Source organism: Flavobacterium sp. (genome assembly GCF_039595935.1).
GTDB lineage: Bacteria > Bacteroidota > Bacteroidia > Flavobacteriales > Flavobacteriaceae > Flavobacterium.
The window spans coordinates 1599252-1620027 of the sequence record NZ_JBCNKR010000004.1; the positions used below are offsets into that span (position 1 = coordinate 1599252).

General features: G+C 32.6%; 21 protein-coding genes. 9 read left to right on the forward strand and 12 right to left on the reverse strand.

The window, feature by feature from the left end:
* Window positions 1-191 precede the first annotated feature (191 nt).
* Window positions 192-1070: a PPK2 family polyphosphate kinase gene (locus tag ABDW27_RS06935; RefSeq protein ID WP_343695216.1), complete on the reverse strand. Its 879-nt coding sequence runs from the start codon at window positions 1068-1070 to the stop codon at window positions 192-194.
* Window positions 1071-1197: 127 nt separating this feature from the next.
* On the opposite strand from ABDW27_RS06935, the gene ABDW27_RS06940 reads away from it, so the two are divergent.
* From ABDW27_RS06940 to ABDW27_RS06975, 8 genes are all read left to right on the forward strand, one after another.
* On the forward strand, window positions 1198-1863 hold the full coding sequence (locus ABDW27_RS06940; protein WP_343695217.1) for a hypothetical protein: 666 nt from the start codon (window positions 1198-1200) through the stop codon (window positions 1861-1863).
* 25 nt (window positions 1864-1888) lie between these two features.
* Complete coding sequence (locus ABDW27_RS06945; protein ID WP_343695218.1) at window positions 1889-2725, forward strand: hypothetical protein; 837 nt, start codon at window positions 1889-1891, stop codon at window positions 2723-2725.
* A 364-nt stretch (window positions 2726-3089) separates the two neighbouring features.
* Window positions 3090-3590: a sigma-70 family RNA polymerase sigma factor gene (locus tag ABDW27_RS06950; protein WP_343695219.1), complete on the forward strand. Its 501-nt coding sequence runs from the start codon at window positions 3090-3092 to the stop codon at window positions 3588-3590.
* A 2-nt stretch (window positions 3591-3592) separates the two neighbouring features.
* Complete coding sequence (locus ABDW27_RS06955; RefSeq protein ID WP_343695220.1) at window positions 3593-4561, forward strand: hypothetical protein; 969 nt, start codon at window positions 3593-3595, stop codon at window positions 4559-4561.
* A gap of 71 nt (window positions 4562-4632) precedes the next feature.
* Window positions 4633-6789 carry a von Willebrand factor type A domain-containing protein gene (locus ABDW27_RS06960; protein ID WP_343695221.1) on the forward strand — a complete coding sequence of 719 codons (2157 nt, stop codon included), beginning with the start codon at window positions 4633-4635 and terminating at the stop codon, window positions 6787-6789.
* Between the two features lie 54 nt (window positions 6790-6843).
* Complete coding sequence (locus ABDW27_RS06965) at window positions 6844-7431, forward strand: phospholipid scramblase-related protein (RefSeq protein WP_343695222.1); 588 nt, start codon at window positions 6844-6846, stop codon at window positions 7429-7431.
* 113 nt (window positions 7432-7544) lie between these two features.
* On the forward strand, window positions 7545-8261 hold the full coding sequence (locus ABDW27_RS06970) for a 3-ketoacyl-ACP reductase (protein ID WP_343695223.1): 717 nt from the start codon (window positions 7545-7547) through the stop codon (window positions 8259-8261).
* 74 nt (window positions 8262-8335) lie between these two features.
* A complete protein-coding gene (locus ABDW27_RS06975) occupies window positions 8336-8845 on the forward strand; it encodes a hypothetical protein (protein ID WP_343695224.1) in 510 nt (169 codons plus the stop codon).
* 111 nt (window positions 8846-8956) lie between these two features.
* Here the strand turns inward: ABDW27_RS06975 and mtaB are convergent, their stop codons facing one another.
* The gene (mtaB, locus tag ABDW27_RS06980; protein ID WP_343695225.1) at window positions 8957-10291 is read right to left on the reverse strand and encodes a tRNA (N(6)-L-threonylcarbamoyladenosine(37)-C(2))-methylthiotransferase MtaB; all 1335 of its coding nucleotides are present in this window, start codon (window positions 10289-10291) and stop codon (window positions 8957-8959) included.
* Between the two features lie 500 nt (window positions 10292-10791).
* Here mtaB and ABDW27_RS06985 point away from each other — a divergent pair, with 500 nt between their 5' ends.
* On the forward strand, window positions 10792-11316 hold the full coding sequence (locus ABDW27_RS06985; protein ID WP_343695226.1) for a hypothetical protein: 525 nt from the start codon (window positions 10792-10794) through the stop codon (window positions 11314-11316).
* An 83-nt stretch (window positions 11317-11399) separates the two neighbouring features.
* Here ABDW27_RS06985 and ABDW27_RS06990 read toward each other — a convergent pair whose 3' ends face one another.
* The 10 genes from ABDW27_RS06990 to ABDW27_RS07035 form a co-directional block, all read right to left on the reverse strand.
* Window positions 11400-11927 (reverse strand): GNAT family N-acetyltransferase, encoded by a 528-nt coding sequence (locus ABDW27_RS06990; RefSeq protein WP_343695227.1) that lies wholly within the window; start codon window positions 11925-11927, stop codon window positions 11400-11402.
* A gap of 5 nt (window positions 11928-11932) precedes the next feature.
* Window positions 11933-12736, reverse strand: coding sequence for a Cof-type HAD-IIB family hydrolase (locus tag ABDW27_RS06995; RefSeq protein WP_343695228.1), 804 nt, complete (start codon window positions 12734-12736; stop codon window positions 11933-11935).
* A gap of 71 nt (window positions 12737-12807) precedes the next feature.
* Window positions 12808-13026 (reverse strand): DUF2007 domain-containing protein, encoded by a 219-nt coding sequence (locus ABDW27_RS07000; RefSeq protein ID WP_343695229.1) that lies wholly within the window; start codon window positions 13024-13026, stop codon window positions 12808-12810.
* An 18-nt stretch (window positions 13027-13044) separates the two neighbouring features.
* Window positions 13045-13863 (reverse strand): alpha/beta fold hydrolase, encoded by an 819-nt coding sequence (locus tag ABDW27_RS07005; RefSeq protein WP_343695230.1) that lies wholly within the window; start codon window positions 13861-13863, stop codon window positions 13045-13047.
* A gap of 66 nt (window positions 13864-13929) precedes the next feature.
* On the reverse strand, window positions 13930-14592 hold the full coding sequence (locus tag ABDW27_RS07010) for a DEAD/DEAH box helicase (RefSeq protein ID WP_343695231.1): 663 nt from the start codon (window positions 14590-14592) through the stop codon (window positions 13930-13932).
* A gap of 113 nt (window positions 14593-14705) precedes the next feature.
* Window positions 14706-15869, reverse strand: coding sequence for a sigma-54 dependent transcriptional regulator (locus ABDW27_RS07015; protein ID WP_343695232.1), 1164 nt, complete (start codon window positions 15867-15869; stop codon window positions 14706-14708).
* A gap of 198 nt (window positions 15870-16067) precedes the next feature.
* Entirely contained in the window at window positions 16068-17381 is a 1314-nt protein-coding gene (locus tag ABDW27_RS07020) for an ABC transporter permease (protein ID WP_343695233.1), read from the reverse strand.
* Window positions 17382-17460: 79 nt separating this feature from the next.
* Window positions 17461-18390 carry an ATP-binding cassette domain-containing protein gene (locus ABDW27_RS07025; protein ID WP_343695234.1) on the reverse strand — a complete coding sequence of 310 codons (930 nt, stop codon included), beginning with the start codon at window positions 18388-18390 and terminating at the stop codon, window positions 17461-17463.
* A 163-nt stretch (window positions 18391-18553) separates the two neighbouring features.
* Window positions 18554-19660: a molecular chaperone DnaJ gene (gene dnaJ, locus ABDW27_RS07030; protein WP_343695235.1), complete on the reverse strand. Its 1107-nt coding sequence runs from the start codon at window positions 19658-19660 to the stop codon at window positions 18554-18556.
* Window positions 19661-19734: 74 nt separating this feature from the next.
* On the reverse strand, window positions 19735-20313 hold the full coding sequence (locus ABDW27_RS07035; RefSeq protein WP_213257807.1) for a nucleotide exchange factor GrpE: 579 nt from the start codon (window positions 20311-20313) through the stop codon (window positions 19735-19737).
* Window positions 20314-20776 lie beyond the last annotated feature (463 nt).

A 20776-nucleotide genomic window follows, 5' to 3' on the forward strand; every position in this document is an offset into this window, starting at 1 on the left:
AACGGATAACATGAAGAGAAAAATTAACATTAATTTAGTAATACAAAATAGACATAAACTTACAATAACATTCGAATAAAAAAGAATTTTAAATTACTACACCAAAAACTAAACCCGACAGGTTTTAAAAACCTGTCGGGTTTAGTTTTGAAGAAATTATCTCATCATCAAATTGACACATTATCTAATTACTAACTTTTCTCCAAAGTCTTCTTATAAGTTTCAAAATTATCTTTAATCTCTTTAGGCAGTTCCGGAACCTGTATATCAGTGTATTTTTTCATTTCTTCCCAAATAATTTTGGCAACAATATATCTTGCCATGTCTTTATCATCGGCAGGAATTACATACCATGGTGCGTGTTCTTTAGAAGTTTCGTTTATGGCTTCTTCATAATATTGTTGATATTCATCCCAATGTTTGCGTTCTTTTAAGTCGCCCGGAGAAAATTTCCAATTGTGTTTTCCTTCTTCCAAACGACGCAATAAACGATTCTTTTGTTCGTCTTTACTCAAATGCAGAAAAAACTTCATGACAATCGTTCCGTTTTCGGCGATATGCTTTTCGAAGTTATTAATTTGTTCGATTCTGTTTTTCCAGAATTTAGGTTTAATATCGTCAACAGAATTTATTCCCGGTAAATTCTCTGCCAAGATAAATTCAGGGTGAACGCGCGTTACCAAAACATTTTCATAGTGCGTTCGGTTAAAAATGGCAAACTTTCCTTTTTCCGGCAAGGCAATATAATGACGCCATAAATAATCGTGTTCCAGTTCTGTAGAATTCGGCGTTTTAAAACTATGTACGACAACCCCACGTGGATTAAATTCTTTAAAAACTTCTCGAATCAAACTATCTTTTCCTGAAGTGTCCATTCCCTGCAGACAAATTAAAACTCCATATTTATTGTGCGCATACATTATATCCTGAAAATCACTCAGTTTTTCTTTTACTTTTTCAAGTTTATCTTCTTTTTCATCGTCGTCTGCATCCACTTTTAATAAAGTCGGAATTTTACTTAATTTAATTTTATCTGTAACTTTAAAATCTTTCGGATCTATTGATTTCATATTTTCAAATTTTGTATTATAAATATAGTAATTTTACGAAGCAAATTCCTGCTATTCATTTCAATAATTTGCTATCAGGAATAAGTTTTGGCTTTCAAAATAATATTTCTACTTTTTAAAATTTATAATGATTAAAAGGATTCTTATTGCACTTACGCCATTTTTAGCTTTTTTAGGAAATGCTCAAACAAATCAAAAAGTCAAGATTGATGAATTAGTTTCAAATTATATTAAAGAACTTCAAAGACAAAAAATAGATACAATATGTGTTTATCAAAGTTATTGTGTGGGGTCTATAATGACTTATGATGAACCTTTAATTGATGAAAAAGAAACCTGCACCGACGATTTGACCAACGAACCAGTTTATGTATTTTGGAAAGAAAATAAAAAAACATTTTTAACTAAAATTAATTACTGCTGGGAATTTTCTAAAATTGAGATTGCTAAAGATAATTTTTGGAAGATTTATAATTCAAATAAAAAAATCATTAACGAAGAAAAAGTAATGCCTTATGAATATGAAACTTTTCAAAACTCCAAAAAAGTAAAATACACAAAGGTTGTTGACCATTCATGTCATCATAATTTCAGATTATTATTAAAAGGAAATACAATCGAAAAACGTTTTGATGAATTTGCCCTTCAGGAAAAAGATGAATACTCTCAAAAATCAAACATAAACTACAAACATAATATTAATTTAAAGAGCAAAATAATTGCTGATATTCTTGAAAAAATAACTTCAGAATCAAAAAAAAACGATACATTCAAAAAAATAAAGTCTCATTAATAAAAGACTTTCAAAACAAAAATTCATGGAAAAATTCACCTTAGAAATATTATTTCAAATCATCGGAATCGGTTCGGCATCAGGATTATTTTACAATAATAATGCGCTTTATATTATTGGCGACAACAGCGGATTTTTATACGAATACAATATGCAGAATCAGCAGTTAAGCCAACATGCTTTAATTGATAATCCGACGCAGAATATTCCGAAAAACTTAAAACCCGATTTTGAATCTCTTACACATCACAATGATACACTTTATGTTTTTGGTTCCGGCTCAACCGAAAACCGAAATAAAATGATAGAGTTTGATCTTAAATCAAAAACCATTTTACAAAAAAATAATTTAGTCGATTTATATGGCGTAATGCAGAATTTCGGATCTATAAAACCCGAAGATTTCAATCTTGAAGGAGCAATTTTTGACGGCGAAAACTGGTATTTATTCAATCGCGGAAACGGAATTTCAAATAAAAACACCATTTTTACCATTCATGCCAAAAGTCTTGGAGATGAATTTGCTTTAGTTGCCACCAATTATAAACTGCCAAAAATAAAAGGCGTTCGTTCCAGTTTTACCGATGCTGTTTTGGTCGAAGATAAAATTTATTTTCTTTCTACTGCCGAAGACACAAAATCAACTTATGATGATGGCGAAATCTTAGGAAGTTTTATTGGAAGAATTGATCTTAAAACCATGAAAATCGATTTTACTCAAAAAATAACTTCTACTAATAAATTTGAAGGCTTAACTTTTTACAAAAAAGAAAATAACAAAATTGAGTTTTTGCTTTGTGAGGATAATGATACGGAATTGTTGGAAACTAAGATTTTTAAATTGACTTTACCTGTTAAATAAGATATTAGCTTTGCGTAATTCTTTGTGAATCTTTGCGGTAAAATTATAACACAGAGATTCGCAAAGGTTTTTCGCAAAAGGTTCACAAAAAATTTCGATTCCAGTAGTAACGTAGAGGCGCACAGCAGTGCGTCTCCGAAGAATGTAAAAATAATTGATGCCAAGATTGCGGATTTACGAGACGCTAGACGCACTGCTGTGCGTCTCTACCATAAAACCTTTGTAACTTTGTTTCTTTGCAACTTTGAACCTTAAAAAAAAACTTTTTTTCACCCCCGTCCCAACCTTTTTATCTTTTTATCTCTCTTTATAAATAAAGACCAACATTGTGATAAACGAAACGCTAATTTCTAACTGCAAAAAAATGAACCGAGATGCTCAGCGTCAGGTTTATGAGCACATGGCTCCGAAATTGTATCGCGTTTGCAAACGATACCTAAAGAAAGAAGAAGAAATTGAAGAAGCTCTGGCCGACGCTTTTTATACCATCTTCACAAAATTAGATCAGTTAAAGGAAGAAAAAGCCTTTGAAGCCTGGGCTAGAAAAATTGCCGTTAATTACTGTTTGGCTTCCATCAAGAAAAATACCAATTTCAACATGTATCTTGATGATGTAAAAGTGCTTTCACAACCTTTTACAGATGAAATGAACACATTAGAAGAAGAAGATTTACTTAATTTATTAAACCACATTCCGGATGGCTGTAAAACTGTCTTTAACCTTTTTGTTATTGAAGGTTTCGGTCACAAGGAAATAGCCGCAATGCTTAACATTTCTGAAGGTACTTCAAAATCGCAGTTAAATGCGGCTAAAACCAAACTAAAAGAACTGGTTAATAAATTATATTATCAAAAAGCAAAATAGTCATGGACAATCAAGATAAAATATTCAACAGATTTAAGGAAGCTGCAGATAATGCAGAAACCAAAGATTTTCCGGGAATGGAAAAAGTCTGGTCGCGCCTAGAAGATAAACTCGACAGAAAAGAAGATAAAAAAACAATTTCACTTTGGAAAAAAATCGCAGTCGCCGCTTCGCTTTTATTAGTAATCTCTTTAGGGTATCAATTTTTAAAAACGGACAAAAAAGCAATTATCGAAACGCCAAAAGTTGTGGTTAATGAAAATGAAACAATCAAAAATACTAATTCAGAAAAAACCAAAGATGTCGTTTCATCAGATTCACAATTAGTTCCAAAAGAAGAAGCGGTTAAAATTCTTGAAAAACAAAGTATACCAGAAGAACAGGTTGCTGTTCAGGAAATTACATCTGCCGCTCCTAATGCCATGTTTGAACCTATAGCAGACAAAAAAGCCAGCGCAGAATCAATTGCTCCCGCTGTAGCTTCTGCGCCTGTACAAGATGATTATGAAGCAGATAAAGTTGCTTATTCTAAAGAAGATTCAAACTCTGAAATAGAATATAAAGCTAAAGAAAGAGAATCTGCTAAAGTTGCTTTAGCGGCAAAACAATCCTCTGCAAGAGCTAAAAAAAGTGCACCACTAGTTATTCTTAACGGAAATGCAATGGCACACAGCGATGATGTCAAAAAGGATAAAATGATGCAGTCAGAAATGACAAATCTTGAACCTGAAAATGTAGAATCGCTGGTAATTTTAGATGAGCCTTTATACATTATCGACGGTATTTATTATTCTGAAAATGATTTATTTGGAAATAATCCAACGAGTCCTTACGCGCCTTTAGACAAACAAGACATTAAAACAATAACCATTTTACAAGATCTTGAAGCCACTTCAAAATATGGTGAAAGGGGGAAAAAAGGAGTTGTAATCATTACGACTAAAACAGGAAAACCAGCTCCGAAAAAATAATCCTAAGCTTTGTCAAAGTCTGCAGCTTTGACAAAGCAAAATCCGAACATTAATTCTTAAAACTTACTATCATGAAAAGTCTAAAACTTATTTCATCAGCCATTGCTATGCTTATATGTTTCATAAGCTTTGCACAAGAAAGAACCATTACAGGAATTGTTACAGATAAATTTAATACAGCACTACCAGGCGTTACGGTGCTAATTAAAGGCACTAAAAAAAATACCCAAACTGATTTTGATGGAAAATATACGATTCAAACCCAAAAAGGAGATATTCTTGTTTTCACTTTCATCGGATACGAAAATCAATCTGTAGAAGTAAAAGATAAAAGTGTGATTAATGTTACTATGCAGGAAGCTTATCAAAATTTACAAGAAGTTGTTGTTACAAGTTATGGCTCAAGTGATTCTGAATATGAAGACCGAAGTTATGCCCGCGCTGAAAGAAGAAGAGAGAAAAAAGAAAAATCAAAGGAAAAAGTAGCGGGAGTTCAAATTCAAAACAATGTTCAATATACTGCCATACCAAGTCAGAGTGTGGCAATACGCGGAATTACATCTGTTTCTCCAAAAAATGAACCATTGTATATTATTGACGGAGTTCCTGCAAAAGCCAATCAAATGGCAAAAATTAATCCGAATGACATTGATAATGTTTCGGTTTTAAAAGATCAGGCAGCAACTTCGGTTTATGGAAATAAAGCTTCAAATGGCGTTGTTGTAATTTCGACTAAAAATGAAATCTATAAAAACCTTTCAGAAAAAGAATTGGATAAAAAATTAAAAATTACTCCTATACCAACAGAACCAAATCAGGAAGATTATGATTCTTTTGTGGAAAATGCTTTTGAAAGTCCAAAAACAGCACCGCTTTCTACTTTTTCTATTGATGTTGATAATGCTTCATATACTAATATCAGACGTTTTTTAAACAACGGTCAAGAAGTTCCAAAAGATGCTGTTCGTGTGGAAGAAATGGTGAATTTCTTTAAATACACTTATCCGCAGCCAAAAAACGAACATCCATTTTCTATCAATACTGAAGTAAGTGATTCACCTTGGAATTCGAACACTAAAATTCTAAAAATTGGTTTACAGGGAAAAAATATTCCAACCGAAGATTTGCCAGCTTCAAATTTGGTCTTTTTAATTGACGTTTCAGGTTCAATGAGCGACATGAATAAACTGCCTTTATTAAAACAATCTTTAAAAATATTGGTAAACGCATTAAGAGCTAAAGATAAAGTGGCCATTGTGGTTTATGCGGGCGCTGCTGGAATGGTTTTACCTCCAACTTCCGGAGATGAGAAAAAAACTATTGTTGATGCCTTAGATAAATTACAATCTGGCGGAAGCACGGCTGGCGGAGCAGGAATTGAACTCGCTTACAAAACTGCTGCAGAAAATTTCATAAAAGGGGGAAACAATCGTGTGATTCTGGCTACCGATGGTGATTTTAATGTGGGAAGTTCTTCCAATTCTGATATGGAAAAATTAATCGAAGAAAAAAGAAAAACTGGTGTTTTCTTAACTTGTTTAGGTTACGGAATGGGAAATTACAAAGACAGCAAAATGGAAATTCTTGCCGATAAAGGAAACGGAAATTATGCTTATATCGATAACATTCATGAGGCCAATCGTTTTCTTGGAAAAGAATTTAAAGGTTCAATGTTTGCTATTGCGAAAGATGTAAAAATCCAGATTGAATTTAATCCGAAACAAGTTCAGGCATATCGATTGATTGGTTATGAAAACAGAAAACTTCGCCCGGAAGATTTTAAAAATGACGCAATCGACGCCGGAGAATTAGGAAGTAATCATACCGTTACGGCTTTGTATGAAATTATTCCGGCTGGTGTAAAAAGCGATTATTTAAACGTTCAGCCAGATGATTTGAAATACACTAAAACCGAAACAAGTTCAAACAATTACAACGGAGAGCTGGCGACCATAAAATTCCGTTATAAAAAACCTGACGGGGATAAAAGCATCGAAATGGTTCAGATAATCAACAACAGATCGGTTAGTTTAGATAAAGCAAGTGATGATTTTAAATTTAGTACAGCCGTGGCTTGGTTTGGATTAAAACTAAGAGACTCAAAATTAATTACTCAAAAATCATCTGAAGATATTCTCGAATTAGCACAACAAGGAATTTCATACGATAAAGGAGGCTACAAAGCTGAATTTATTCGTCTTATTGAAACTTCTGAAGAATATAATTAATAAATATTTATTTACATTTGGCTTTTAATCGAATCATTAATTTTTAATAAACGTATGAATCCAATTTTAAGCCAAAATCTTTTTTTAGTTAAAGAACATATCGGAATGTTTAAAGCCTCAAACAATTATGACATTTATGATCCGCAGAGCAATCAAATAATTATGAATTGCCGAGAAAACAATTTGGGTTTCTTTACTAAAATACTTCGTTTTACTGATTATAAAAGAGCAACGCCTTTTAATATTGATATTACAACAGCTTCTGGAGAAAAATTAATTTCTGTAAAAAGAGGAATTGCCATTTTCCGTTCGACTGTTGAAGTCTTTGATGAAAAAGACAGGTTAATTGGAACTTTTAAACAAAAATTTTTCTCGTTTGGAGGAAGATTTGAAATTTTAGATAAAAATGACAAACCTGCTGCAACATTGCAAGGAAAGTGGACAGGATGGGATTTTAAATTTTCTCATGAAAATAAACAACTTGCTCAGGTAAGTAAAAAATGGGCAGGATTAGGAAAAGAGTTTTTTACAAGTGCTGATAATTATGTACTTCAAATTGAAGATACTGTAGCAGCAGACAGTCCGCTTAGACAATTAATTCTGGCTGCCGTAATGTGTATCGACATGGTTTTGAAAGAATAATAAAGTTGTTAAACTTAGATTAAGAAAACACCCGAAAGCATTATTTTAGTTTGCAAAAGCTTTATTTTTGTTAGACTTAAAATAATGCTTTCTGCATTTCTAAAAAATAAATCATGACAGACTTAAAAAATAAAAATGCGTTCATTACCGGCGCTGGTAAAGGAATTGGTAAAGCCGCTGCAATTGCTTTAGCAAAAGAAGGTGTAAACGTAATTTTAGTTTCAAGAACTCAGGCTGACGTTGACAATCTTGCTGCTGAAATCAACAAACTGGGGGTGAAATCTCTGGCTTTATCTGCCGATGTTTCGGATATTAATTCTATAAATAATGCAGTTGAAAAAGCTTTAGCCGAATTTAAACATATAGACATTTTAATTAACAGTGCCGGAATTGCTTCTTTTGCAAAATTCTTGGATTTAGAACCTGCCAACTGGGAAAAAATTATTCAGGTTAATTTAATGGGAACGTATTATACAACTCGTGCTATTATCCCAAATATGATTGAAAGACAAACGGGAGATATTATCAACATTTCTTCAACTGCCGGTTTAAACGGAAATGCGATGACAAGTGCTTACAGTGCTTCTAAATTTGCTGTTTTAGGTTTAACAGATTCTTTGATGCAGGAAATGAGAAAACACAATATACGTGTTACGGCTTTAACGCCAAGTACAGTTGCAACTGATATGGCAATTGATTTAAACTTAACTGACGGAAATCCTGAAAAAGTAATGCAGTCTGAAGATATGGCTGATTTAATCATTGCGCAGTTAAAATTAAACCGTAGAGTTTTTATCAAAAACAGCAGTATTTGGTCTACTAATCCTTAAAAAACATTTCTCTGACAACTTTGTCAAAGTTTAAAACTTTGACAAAGTTCCTAACAGCCTTAACATAAAATCAAATGGAACAATATTTAAGACAATTAATAGCGATAGAATTCACAGATAAGAAGGAACTTTTTACAGGATTTCTTATTGATTATTCTGACGACTGGATTTTACTTCGAAACAATCCTGTTGATTATATTTTGGATGGTTATGTAATTCTGAAAAATAAAAATATTGAAGCTGTTCATAGAGATCAGGATTTGGCTTTTACAGAAAAAGTAATTCGTTTAAAAGGTTTAAAAACAAATTCTGAAGATATTATTCCAATTAGGGATTTGAATTCAATTTTAAGTTTTATCAACAATCAACATGGCATTTTTCAGATTTCTAAAAAGTCTGCAAAGTCAGCTTATTTAGGAAAATTAATTTCTTTGACAGATGAAGAACTTACAATAGATTTTCTGGATACCAGAGGTCAGTTTGGCGGCGAATTGAGTTTTAATCCCGAAAAAATCAGAGTTATAGAATTTGATACGGATTATATTAATTCTTTGAAATTAGTCATTCCTGAGAATCAGAAATAGAATTTTGATAATTAAAAAGCCCTTTTTACAAAGGGCTTTTTTTGTCATTCATGTAACGATTAGAACTTTGTCAAAGTTTAAAACTTTGACAAAGTTAAAACTCTATATCTTTTACGCTTCTGCCAGCTTATTTACAAACTCCATACGCACACTTCCGTCTTCATCAATTTTAGTTAAATTAATTTCGTGCAAAGTATTTATCAATTCAGGATTCCACGGAGTTTTTACTTTTACGTAGTTTTCGGTAAAACCATGAATATAACCTTCTTTATTTTCACTTTCAAAAAGAACCGTTCTGTTGGTTCCTAATTGACTTTCGTAAAAAGCACGACGTTTTTTAACCGATAAACCTCTAAGCATTTTGCTTCGTTTTGCCCTAACATTTGCCGGAACAACTCCTTCCATATTCGCCGCTTCCGTATTGTCTCTTTCAGAATAAGTGAAAACGTGCAGATAAGAAATATCCATTTCGTTTAAGAAATGATACGTTTCTAAGAAATGTTCGTCTGTTTCACCAGGGAAACCAACAATTACGTCGACACCAATACAAGCGTGCGGCATGACTTCGCGAATTTTATTTACACGGTCTGTATAAACTTCGCGCAGGTAACGACGTTTCATTAATTTTAAAATATCGTTGCTTCCTGATTGTAATGGAATATGAAAATGCGGTACAAAAGTTCTGCTTTTTGAAACAAAATCTATCGTTTCGTTTTTCAATAAATTAGGTTCTATAGATGAAATTCTAAGACGCTCAATTCCGTCTACTTTATCTAAAGCCTGAACTAAATCCAGAAAAGTATGTTCGTGTTTTTTATTTCCGAACTCCCCTTTTCCGTAATCTCCAATATTTACTCCGGTTAAAACAATTTCACGGATATTTTGTTCTGAGATTTCTTTGGCATTTTTTAAGACATTTTCTAAAGCATCACTTCTTGAAATTCCTCTTGCCAGTGGAATTGTACAATAGGTACATTTATAATCGCATCCGTCCTGAACTTTTAAGAAAGCACGTGTACGATCGCCAATTGAGTAACTTCCAACGTAAAAATCAGCTTCGGCAATTTCGCATGAGTGCACTTCACCCATATCGTTTTTGCTCAAATCATGAATATAATCGGTGATTTTGAATTTTTCTGTAGCTCCCAAAACCAAATCAACGCCATCAACTGCGGCCAATTCTTCTGGTTTTAACTGAGCATAACATCCAACAGCGGCAACAAAAGCTTTATCATTAAGTTTCATTGCTTTTTTTACAACCTGCTTAAACTGCTTATCAGCATTCTCTGTTACAGAACAGGTATTGATAACGTATATATCGGCAATTTCCTCAAAATCAACACGATCAAAACCTTCATCCTGAAAGTTTCTCGCAATTGTGGATGTTTCTGAGAAATTCAGTTTGCAGCCAAGTGTATAAAAAGCAACTTTTTTTCTATTTTCCATGGGAGTACACTACATTTATAAGTAGTAAGATATTATATTTACATCTCTATTAAAGAGTTTGCAAATTTACATACAATATTCTTTAAAATAAAATCAATAATGTACTATATATCAATATTTTGCATTAATCACTAATTTTAAAATGATTTAAAAAACTAAATTTCAAATCAAATATTTCTTAAATTTAAGGATTCTAAAAGATTTACTTTTTAATTCGATAAGAATAAAATGACAAAAATATCGATCAAATGCAAATTTTATCGATTAAATGCATTTTTTTTAGTTTTAAATTAAAATTTTCTTACATTTAACTTTGCTTAGAAAATTTCAGTTTTAAATTGAGTTTTTAGAGATTTTAAACGTTAATATTAATATTATAACAATTCATATAAAACAATTTTGATTTTCAATCGTTATGTTGTTGTTTTGTTATTAAAAACGAATGGGAACGCCGAAAACCAGAAAGAGTAGGCAAAAATTAAAAATTCAAAAACTCCACTATGAAAGCATTTTTACCCACAATCTGCTTGATGTTCTTAACCATTTTTAGTTCGCAAGCGCAAACTAATGCTCCGGCTGCAAATGCAAATCCATTTCCATCTATTAGTACTTTGACAACTTGGGCGAGTTTAAATTCTCAGTCACAATTTGATATTGCCATTCGTGCGGTAGGATTTAAATTTGAAGTAAAGGAGCCTGGTGCAGAATCTACAGCCTATACCTACATTCGTAAAGTAACTGTAAATGAAGTAAACTATACTGACAGAATTGTTTACAGAATTACTAACAATAACTCTGCAAGTATTATCTCTTTGGTAACTGCTTCTACAGACTTAGTGAGTTTATATACTCCACAATTAGCTACATTTAAAAATAACAATTGCAAAACTGAAATGTCTAAAGACAAAAACACTACTTGCAGCTGTTACGAAAGTGTAAATTATGCTATCGACCTTTGCGACGAACGTGTAAAACTTACAATGGGTGACGGAAATAAATATTTTGTTTCTGTAGCAAAAAAATAAATAATTTAAAGAACTACGTTTTCCAAATCTTTGCAGACTTTTTACAAGGCTTCAAAGATTTGGAACGGATTTCTTTAAACAAATTATAAGTTTGGATTTTTTAATTCGTACCAAACTTCAATTTCTCCTTCATATTCAAAAGAGTTTACAAATTGTAAACCGAGTTTTTCGAGAATCTTTCTTGAATTCTGATTGCCTTCATCTGCGTAGGCATAAATTGCATCGACTTTCATTTCGCTGAATGCGTAATTTATAAAAGCTTTTCCGGCTTCGGTTGCGTAACCTTTATTCCAGTGTTTTTCTATAAACCGATAACCAATCTCGTAAAAGTTCTGATGGTTATTTATTTCATTTGTAATAAACTTAATTCCAGACCAGCCAATAAATTCATTGGTTTCTTTTAGAATCACTGCCCAGCGCCCTGTTCCAAAATCTTTATATTGCTGCTGAATATTTTCAATCTGAGCTTTGCTTTCTTCGATTGTGGTGACAGGTTTATTTCCGAGATAAATATGAACATTTGGGTTAGAATCCAATTCGAACATTCCTTCTACATCTGAAAGAAGTAATTCTCGCAATAATAAGCGTTCTGTTTCGATTGGATTTTTCATCAACTTTAATTTAAAATATATTTCTGCACAACCTCAGCAACGCCATCATTATTATTTGAAGCTACAATTAAGTCAGCTTTATCGCGCAACTCGGGATTTACATTATCTACCCAAACACCTAAACCGGCATATTCGATCATTGTTAAATCATTTCCGGCATTTCCCACAGCAATAATTTCATTTTGATGAATTCCCAGTTTTTCTGCCAAAAGCTTTAAACTGTTGGCTTTATCAATTCCTTGCTGTGCTGCTTCTAAGAAAAAAGGTTTCGACATAGAAACACTCAAATCCGGCATTGTTTCTGCCAAATCTTTTTCTACTGTTTTTAAATAGGCCGGATTTTCTAATAAAATACATTTTACAGCAGGCCTGTCAACATAATCTTTAAAACTGGCAACTTTATGATGCGCCATTCCTGTAATTTCCTTTTCAACTTCTATATATTCAGAATCCGTTTCGCTTATAATTTCATCGTCTAAATAGGTTATAATATGAGTTTTCATTTTCACACTATAATCATATAATTCATGAATTTGTTCTACGGTTAATTTCTGTTCAAAGAAAACCAAATCGTCTTTTACACGACTTATAACTGCTCCGTTAAACGAAATCATATAAGAATCGTTTAAATCTAATTCCAGCTCTTTAGCGTAAGCTGTCATTGCAGAAGTTGGTCGCCCTGAAGCCAAAACAACATAAACACCTTTTGCCTGTGCTTCTAATAAAACTTTTTTATTTAAATCCGAAATTCTGTGATCATCTGTCAACAAGGTATCATCCATGTCGAGCACTAACATTTTGTATTGCATTTTTTTAGTTTGCAGTTTTCAGTCGCAGTTTTCAGTTCTAATAGTAAACTGAAAACTGCAACTGAAAACTTTTAAAGACTCATTCTAAATTCTTCAATAACCGGATTTGCTTTTGCAAAATCTGTTTCCTGAATAAAAACCTCAACAGCCAGATCTGTACCGCCAAAACCTCCTAAACGAGCTGATTGAATATTATCTTTTTTCACGGTTTCTACTCCCGCTTCTTCTAATCTTTCCTGCAAAGCAATTGCTAACACTTCACTTCCTGAATACACTTTCATTAATCCCATGACATTTATTTTTAGTTATTAATTTTCTAATATTTTCTTTAATTGATTTTGAAAACTTTCATTTTCATTTATTCCAATATGTTCCTGATTTTTCAACGGATATAAATAAGCATTCGAGCTTAAAAGTTTTTTTAACCGAACTGAATTCTCAAAAGGAATTAATTTATCGTCAGTTCCATGAAATATATAAATTGGAGTTTTTATTTTTGGAAGATAAACATTCGTTTCCAGACTAAACTTTTTCATAAAATCTGGAAAAAGAGGCACTCTTGAACTCGATAATTCTAGAAAATTATAATACGGAGCCTGTAAAATCAAAGCTTTTGGTTTATTTTCTAAAGCCAATTTAGTCGCAAAACCAGAACCAATAGAATATCCGGCAATTATAATTTTATCTTCGGAATATCTTTTAGTCATTGATTTGTAAACAATTGAAATATCTTTTGACAATTGTTCTTCATTTTCGATTTCACCTTCACTTTTACCGAAACTTCTGTAATCCAAAATAAAAATATCGTATCCTAAAGAGGTATAAATTTTTGCTATTTTGCCCCAGGTTTCAAGTGTTCCGGCATTTCCATGAAGATAAAAAACTAAGCCTTTAGAATTTTCAGCTTTAAACAATAATCCATTCAGATTGTTTCCATCAAATGACTTGATATTGATTTCTTCAAATTTCTGCTGGTAATCAAATTTGTAATCTTTTGGAAGTCTCGAACTATGAAAAACTAATTCAACCTGATTAAAATAAACATAGGAAATCATCAAAATATAAATAACCAGAAAAAAGCACAAAAGTACAATTGAAAAGAATTTAAGCGTTTTGAGTATTTCCATATTTAATTTTAGTTTTCAGTCTCAGTCTCAGTTTCCAGAAAAACTGTGACTGTAAACTGCGACTATTTACTCTTCTTCTATATCGTCTTCCTCTTCATCCAGTTCTTCCTCTCCTTCTTCATCCATATCAAATAAATAAGGCTCAATTAACATTTTATCTGCAAGGATTTCGATACGTTCAGTTAACGTTTCAGCAAAAATTAAACGCTGCGTTTTAGCAATACTGTTTGAAATACGCATGATTTTTGGCTCGTGACGTAATTTCAGAATAGGATCAGCATCATCCAAAATAAACATTTTTAAACGATTTACATTGTATCCCGCCGTACTAAACATATCGTTTAATTTGGTTGGAGTTCCAATTAAAACATCAATTCCGGTTGAAACGTAGTTTTTATCATAATCCATATCGCCTTTGTCATGCACGCCATAAATTTCGAGATTGGTATATTTCCCTAATTTGTTAAAAAGCTCAACCATTGCTGTCATTTTTTCTTTGTCTTCAACAATGATCAAAGCACGAGGTGATTCTTCATTTTTCCCTGCCAATTGCTGAATCACATTCAATACAATAGCAGTTGTTTTTCCCGTTCCATCCGGAGAAATAATTACACAATCGGCACCACTTTTTATGGTTGAAAAGGTTTCCATCTGCAAAGCATTAGCCTCGGTCAAACCGTTTTCAATTAATCCGTCTTGTAATTTCTCGTTTATCTTTTTTAGTTTCATTTTTTTTAATGCTTTAGGCTTTAAGCTGTAGGCTTTAAGCTGTAGGCTTTAAGCTAAAAATATTACTTTTAAAAGCCTAAAGCCTACAGCTTAAAGCTTATCGCGTGAAGCATTTATTTGCTTGCGAACATTTTTACATCACTTTCAGAGATTTCGTTTCCTCCTAAAATGATTAATCTTTCTACCACATTTCGAAGTTCACGGATATTTCCTGTCCAATCGTATTCCTGCAGTAATTGTATCGCTTGAGTAGAAAATCCTTTTACGGCGTTTCCTTGCTCTGAAGCAATTTTCTCTGCAAAATGTTTAATCAAAGCCGGAATATCATCACGCCTTTCATTCAATGGCGGAACTTTGATTAAAATAACTGCCAGACGATGGTATAAATCTTCGCGGAAACGGCCTTCGGCAATTTCTGTTTTTAAGTCTTTATTAGTTGCTGCTACAACGCGAACATCAACTTTAATATCTTTATCTGCACCAACTCTGGTAATCATATTTTCCTGAAGGGCGCGTAAAACTTTGGCTTGCGCCGAAAGACTCATATCTCCAATTTCATCTAAGAAAATTGTTCCTTTATCGGCTGCTTCAAATTTTCCGGCACGATCTTTAACTGCCGATGTAAAAGCACCTTTTACGTGTCCGAATAATTCACTTTCAATCAACTCACTCGGAATCGCGGCACAGTTTACTTCGATTAAAGGAAAATTAGCGCGTTCACTTTTTTCATGCAATTGATGCGCTACTAATTCTTTTCCCGTTCCGTTTGGTCCTGTAATTAGAACTCTGGCTTCAGTTGTAGCGACTTTATCAATCATTACTTTGATATGATTAATCGACTCGCTGTCGCCAATCATTTCGTAATTTTTGCTGACTTTTTTCTTTAGTATTTTATTTTCTACTACTAATTGTTTTTTGTCTAAAGCATTACGAACTGTATTTAATAAACGATTCAAATCTGGCGGTTTTGAGATATAATCAAAAGCTCCTAAACGCATCGTATGAATTGCAGTTTCCATGTCGCCATGTCCTGAAATCATCACCATCGGAATCTCTGGTTTTATTTTTTTTACTTCTTCTAAAACCTCAACTCCGTCCATTTTTGGCATTTTGATATCACACAAAACCAAATCGTAATCGTTGTTTTTTATTTTTTCAAGACCTGAAACACCGTCTTCTGCTTCATCCACTTTATAAGAATCATTTTCTTCTGATAAAATTTTCACCAAAACTCTTCTAATCGCTGCTTCGTCTTCGATAATTAGTATTTTACTCATTTTTTTCTAAGGTTCAAAGTTGCAAAGTTGCAGAGTGACAAAGTTTAAAATCTTTGTCGCTATGTTACCTATTAACCTGCTATTAGTAATATCTTTTATACTTCAATACAATTTTAAAGTTACCTTTCTAAGTTATAAAAAATTCAAATACAAAAACTTTGAACCTTTGTCACTCTGTAACTTTGCAACTTTAAAAAGCTAGTATTTAAGCCATTTATACAATTCTTTCCATGTTGGTTTTTTGCCATACATTAAAATACCTACACGGTAAATTTTTCCGGCAAACCAGACTACAAAGAAAAAGGTAGCAAACAATAATGATACCGAAATTGCGATTTGCCACCACGGCACTCCAAACGGAATTCGCATTAACATTACAATTGGCGATGTAAGCGGAATCATTGAGAATACAACAGCAACCGTTCCGTGCGGGTCATTTACAACTGTAAAAAAACCTATATATACACTTAAAATTAAAGGCATTAAGATTGGAAGTAAAAATTGCTGAGAATCTGTTTGATTATCTACAGCTGCTCCAATCGCGGCGTAGAAGGAACTGTATAGAAAATATCCTCCAATAAAATAAATTACAAAACCTGTTAAAACACTGGCAATTGGCAGATTCCATACCTCTTTTAATCCCATTTGTATGATTCCTGGTAAATCATGCTGTGTCTGCATCAATACGGGCGGAATTCGGGTTTCAGGACCAACATTAACCCCAAAAAATGCCGAGGCTGCAAAAAGCAGACTTAAACCAATAATGGCCCAAATTGTAAACTGCAGAATCCCGGCTAATGAAGTTCCGACAATTTTACCAATCATTAACTGAAATGGTTTTACTGATGAAATGATGATTTCGATAATGCGATTTGTTTTTTCTTCGATTACACTTCTCATTACCATGTTTCCGTAAATGATTATAAACATCATAATAAGATATCCAAAAGCACCGCCAATACCAATTTTTACTTCATTTAAACCTTTTAAACTTTCTTCTCCGGACGCTTTTACCAAATGTAAATTGACATTTGATTTGGCTTTTTGAATCGCAAGTGTATCTAATTTTGCTTTTTCGAGATTTAATTTTGTAATTTTTGATGCAATAATATCTTGTGTATTTTCAACAAAAGAAATACTTGGGCTATTGTTGGAAATAAACTCGATTTTGCTTTCTAGATCTTTCTCTGAATTCGTTTTAGGAATAACAATTAAACCACTGAAATTTTCTTTATTAATACTGTCTTTTAAAGCATTCACTTCAATTTCAGACAGATTTAAATATTTGAATTCAGCACCTTTTTTGTTTTCTTTTAAAAAATCAGATGCAAAAAGACCGGTTTCGTCGTGAATAGCGATACGCTTTGTTTCGGCTTTCATCGAACTTAAATAACCAATAAAAATGGCTATTGCTACAAACAAAAGCGGACTCAAAAAAGTCATGACAACAAAAGATTTATTGCGGACTTTGGCAATAAATTCTCTTTTTATAATTAATGAAATAATACTCATTTCTTGATTTTAGATTTTAGATTGTTGACTTTAGATTTTTAGATTTTAGGTCTTCACTCTAAAATCTAAAATCTGAAATCTAAACTTTATTTTCAGTAACCGTTTGAATAAAAATATCGTTTATACTTGGAATTTTCTCAACAAAATGCGTTACCTGTCCGCGTTGTGTAAGAACATGTAACAATTCGTTTGGTGCGGCATTTCCTATTTGAATATTTAGTTTTAAATCGTCGTTTAATGATTTAAAACTTGCCGGAGAAACCGTAAATTTTTGTGTAATATCATACATCAAACCTTCAACATTGTTAGTCAGAATTCCGACTTCAAAACTGTTCGTTCTAAACTGACGTTTTACATCGGCTACTTTTCCTTCAATCAGTTTGTTTGATTTATGAATTAAGGCAATATTTTCACATAACTCCTCTACACTTTCCATTCTGTGCGTTGAAAAAATAATAGTTGAGCCTTGTTCTTTTAACGCTAAAATTTCGTCTTTAATAATATTGGCATTTACGGGATCAAATCCTGAAAAAGGCTCATCAAGAATCAGCAGTTTTGGTTTATGAAGTACACAAACCACAAACTGAATTTTCTGCGCCATTCCTTTAGAAAGTTCCTGAATTTTTTTATTCCACCAGCCCTGAATTCCTAAGCGGTCGAACCAATAATCTAATTGTTTTTTGGCTTCGGTTTTAGAAAGTCCTTTCATTTGCGCCAGATACAAACACTGCTCGCCTACTTTCATCGAGCTGTATAAACCTCTTTCTTCCGGAAGATAGCCAATGGTCTGCACATGCTTTGGCTGTAATTTTTCTCCATCCAAAATCACTTCACCGCTGTCTGGCAGTGTAATTTGATTGATGATTCTGATAAGGGAAGTTTTTCCTGCTCCATTTGGACCTAAAAGCCCATATATACTGCCTTTTGGCACATTTAATGAAACTTCGTTAAGCGCTACATAATCGCCGTATTGTTTTACGACTTTATGTACTTCGAGTAAGTTGCTCATTTTGTTTTTTAGATTTTCTTGTGTTGGTTTCTGCTATTTCTGCCAACAGGCTGTAAAAGTAAATAATTAGTAGCGAATCTGCATAATAATACGCAAAAAACCCATTCTATTTATGCTTAGAATGGGTTTTTGAATTATTTAAACACTTTTAAAAAAGTTTAGATTATGAGAACATATCTTTTACTTTTTCAAAAAATGATTTCTCTGATTTTTCCGGGCTTGGAACAAAGTGCTCGTCGTTTAAAGCATTTTCAAAGAATTGTTTTTGTTCTTTATTTAATGTTTTTGGCGTCCAAACATTTACGTGAACTAATAAGTCTCCGCTTCCGTAACCATTGATACTTGGAATACCTTTTCCTTTTAATCTTAAGATTTTTCCAGATTGAATTCCTTCTTCCAGTTTAATACGAACTTTTCCGTTGATAGCTTCAATATCTTTAGAAGCTCCTAAAACTGCCTCTGGAAAACTGATGTATAAATCATAGTGAACATTTTCTCCTTCACGTTTTAAGAATTCGTGTTCAATTTCTTCAATAGCAACAATTAAATCTCCCGGAATACTGTTTCCTGGCGCATCATTACCTTTGTTAGAAACTTTCAACTGCATTCCGTCAACAACTCCAGCAGGAATTTTGATTGATACTGTTTCGTCTTCCTGAACCATTCCCTGAGCATCTGCTTCGGCTGGTTTTTTATCTAAAATCTGACCAGAACCACCACATGTAGGACAAGTTGATGCAGACTGCATTCTTCCTAAAATAGTATTGGTTACACGCATTACCTGACCTTGACCATTACAAGTTGTACAAGTTTTATACGTTACACCTTTTGCCTGAACTTTACGTTTTACTTTAACTTTTTTCTCAACACCATTAGCAATTTCTTCTAAAGTTAGTTTTACTTTAATTCGAAGATTGCTTCCTTTAGCACGACGAGGACCTCCGCCTCCGCCTCCGAAACCGCCAAATCCACCGCCAAAAATATCACCAAACTGGCTGAAAATGTCATCCATATTCATACCGCCATGACCGCCAAATCCGCCAGAACCATCAAATGCCTGATGTCCGTATTGGTCGTATTTTGCTTTTTTCTGCGGATCACTCAAAACTTCATAAGCTTCTGCCGCTAATTTAAAGTTTTCTTCTGCCTCTTTGTCGCCCGGATTTTTATCAGGATGGTATTTTAAAGCACTTTTTCTGTATGCTTTTTTTATTTCGGCAGCGTCAGCATTTTTTGAAATGCCTAGTATTTCGTAAAAATCTTTTTTCATAATTTAGGTAAAATTCTAAATTTTAAAATTCCAAATTCCAATATTAAACCTGAATTTCAGAATCTTAATTGCTTTTAGTTTCCAACTACAACTTTAGGGAAACGAATAATTTTGTCTCCTAATTTGTATCCTTTTTCAATAACATCAACGATTTTTCCTTTCAATTTGTCAGATGGAGCCGGAATTTGAGTAATTGCCTCTGCAACATCAGCATTGAAAGCATCTCCTGCCTGAATTTCAACTTGCTCTAAACCTTTAGAAACTAAAGTACTTTTCAATTTTTCATGAATCAGCTCAACACCTTTTTTAAGGTTTTCGTCGTCAGATTTGTTGATTTCTACTGCAGCTCTGTCAAAATCATCTAAAACAGGAAGCATAGCCAATAAAACTTCTTGGTTTGCAGTTTTAAACAATTCAAGACGCTCTTTTGAAGTTCTTTTTTTGTAATTTTCAAATTCAGCAAATAATCTCAAAAACTTATCTTTTTCGTGAGCCAAGTCTTTAGCTAATTGCTCCTCAACACTTAATTCTTCAACAATTAACTGCTCTCCGTTTGCATTGTTTTCTAACGTTACATCATCTAATTCCTGATCGAATTCTGTATTTTCCGTAGTCATATTACTTTTATTTTTAAAAATATTCTTAAACTTCATTTTATTTATTACTTTGTTTTGGATTGCAAAAGTACTGCCAAATCTTTGAAAATGTCAAATTGTCACTTTATTAATTATGAGCCTTTTAAAAAACGAAATTACAGGCTTGAAATTTTATTATAATTTTAAGACTATTACGTTTTAGTTTGTCGTATATTTGATCTCCAAAGTAAAAACTAAATTATTACCTATCAAAATTGAATTTAAGGGTTGGCTTCGGTCTCTAAATAATTATTAATTCAAGTTTACCTTATATTAAAAAAAGCTTCGCCTTACAGAGACGAAGCTTTTTTTTATGCTTTTTATCTTAAAAAAAAATTAACGCAAAGAACGCTAAGATTTTTTACTCTTAAGCTTTTTAAAAAAGGAAAAGTTCGCAAAGCTTTGTATTGATTTAGCTTTGTGAACTTTGTCTTTTTAAAGTATTCATCGTAAAAATCTTTGCGATCTTTGCGGTAAAAAA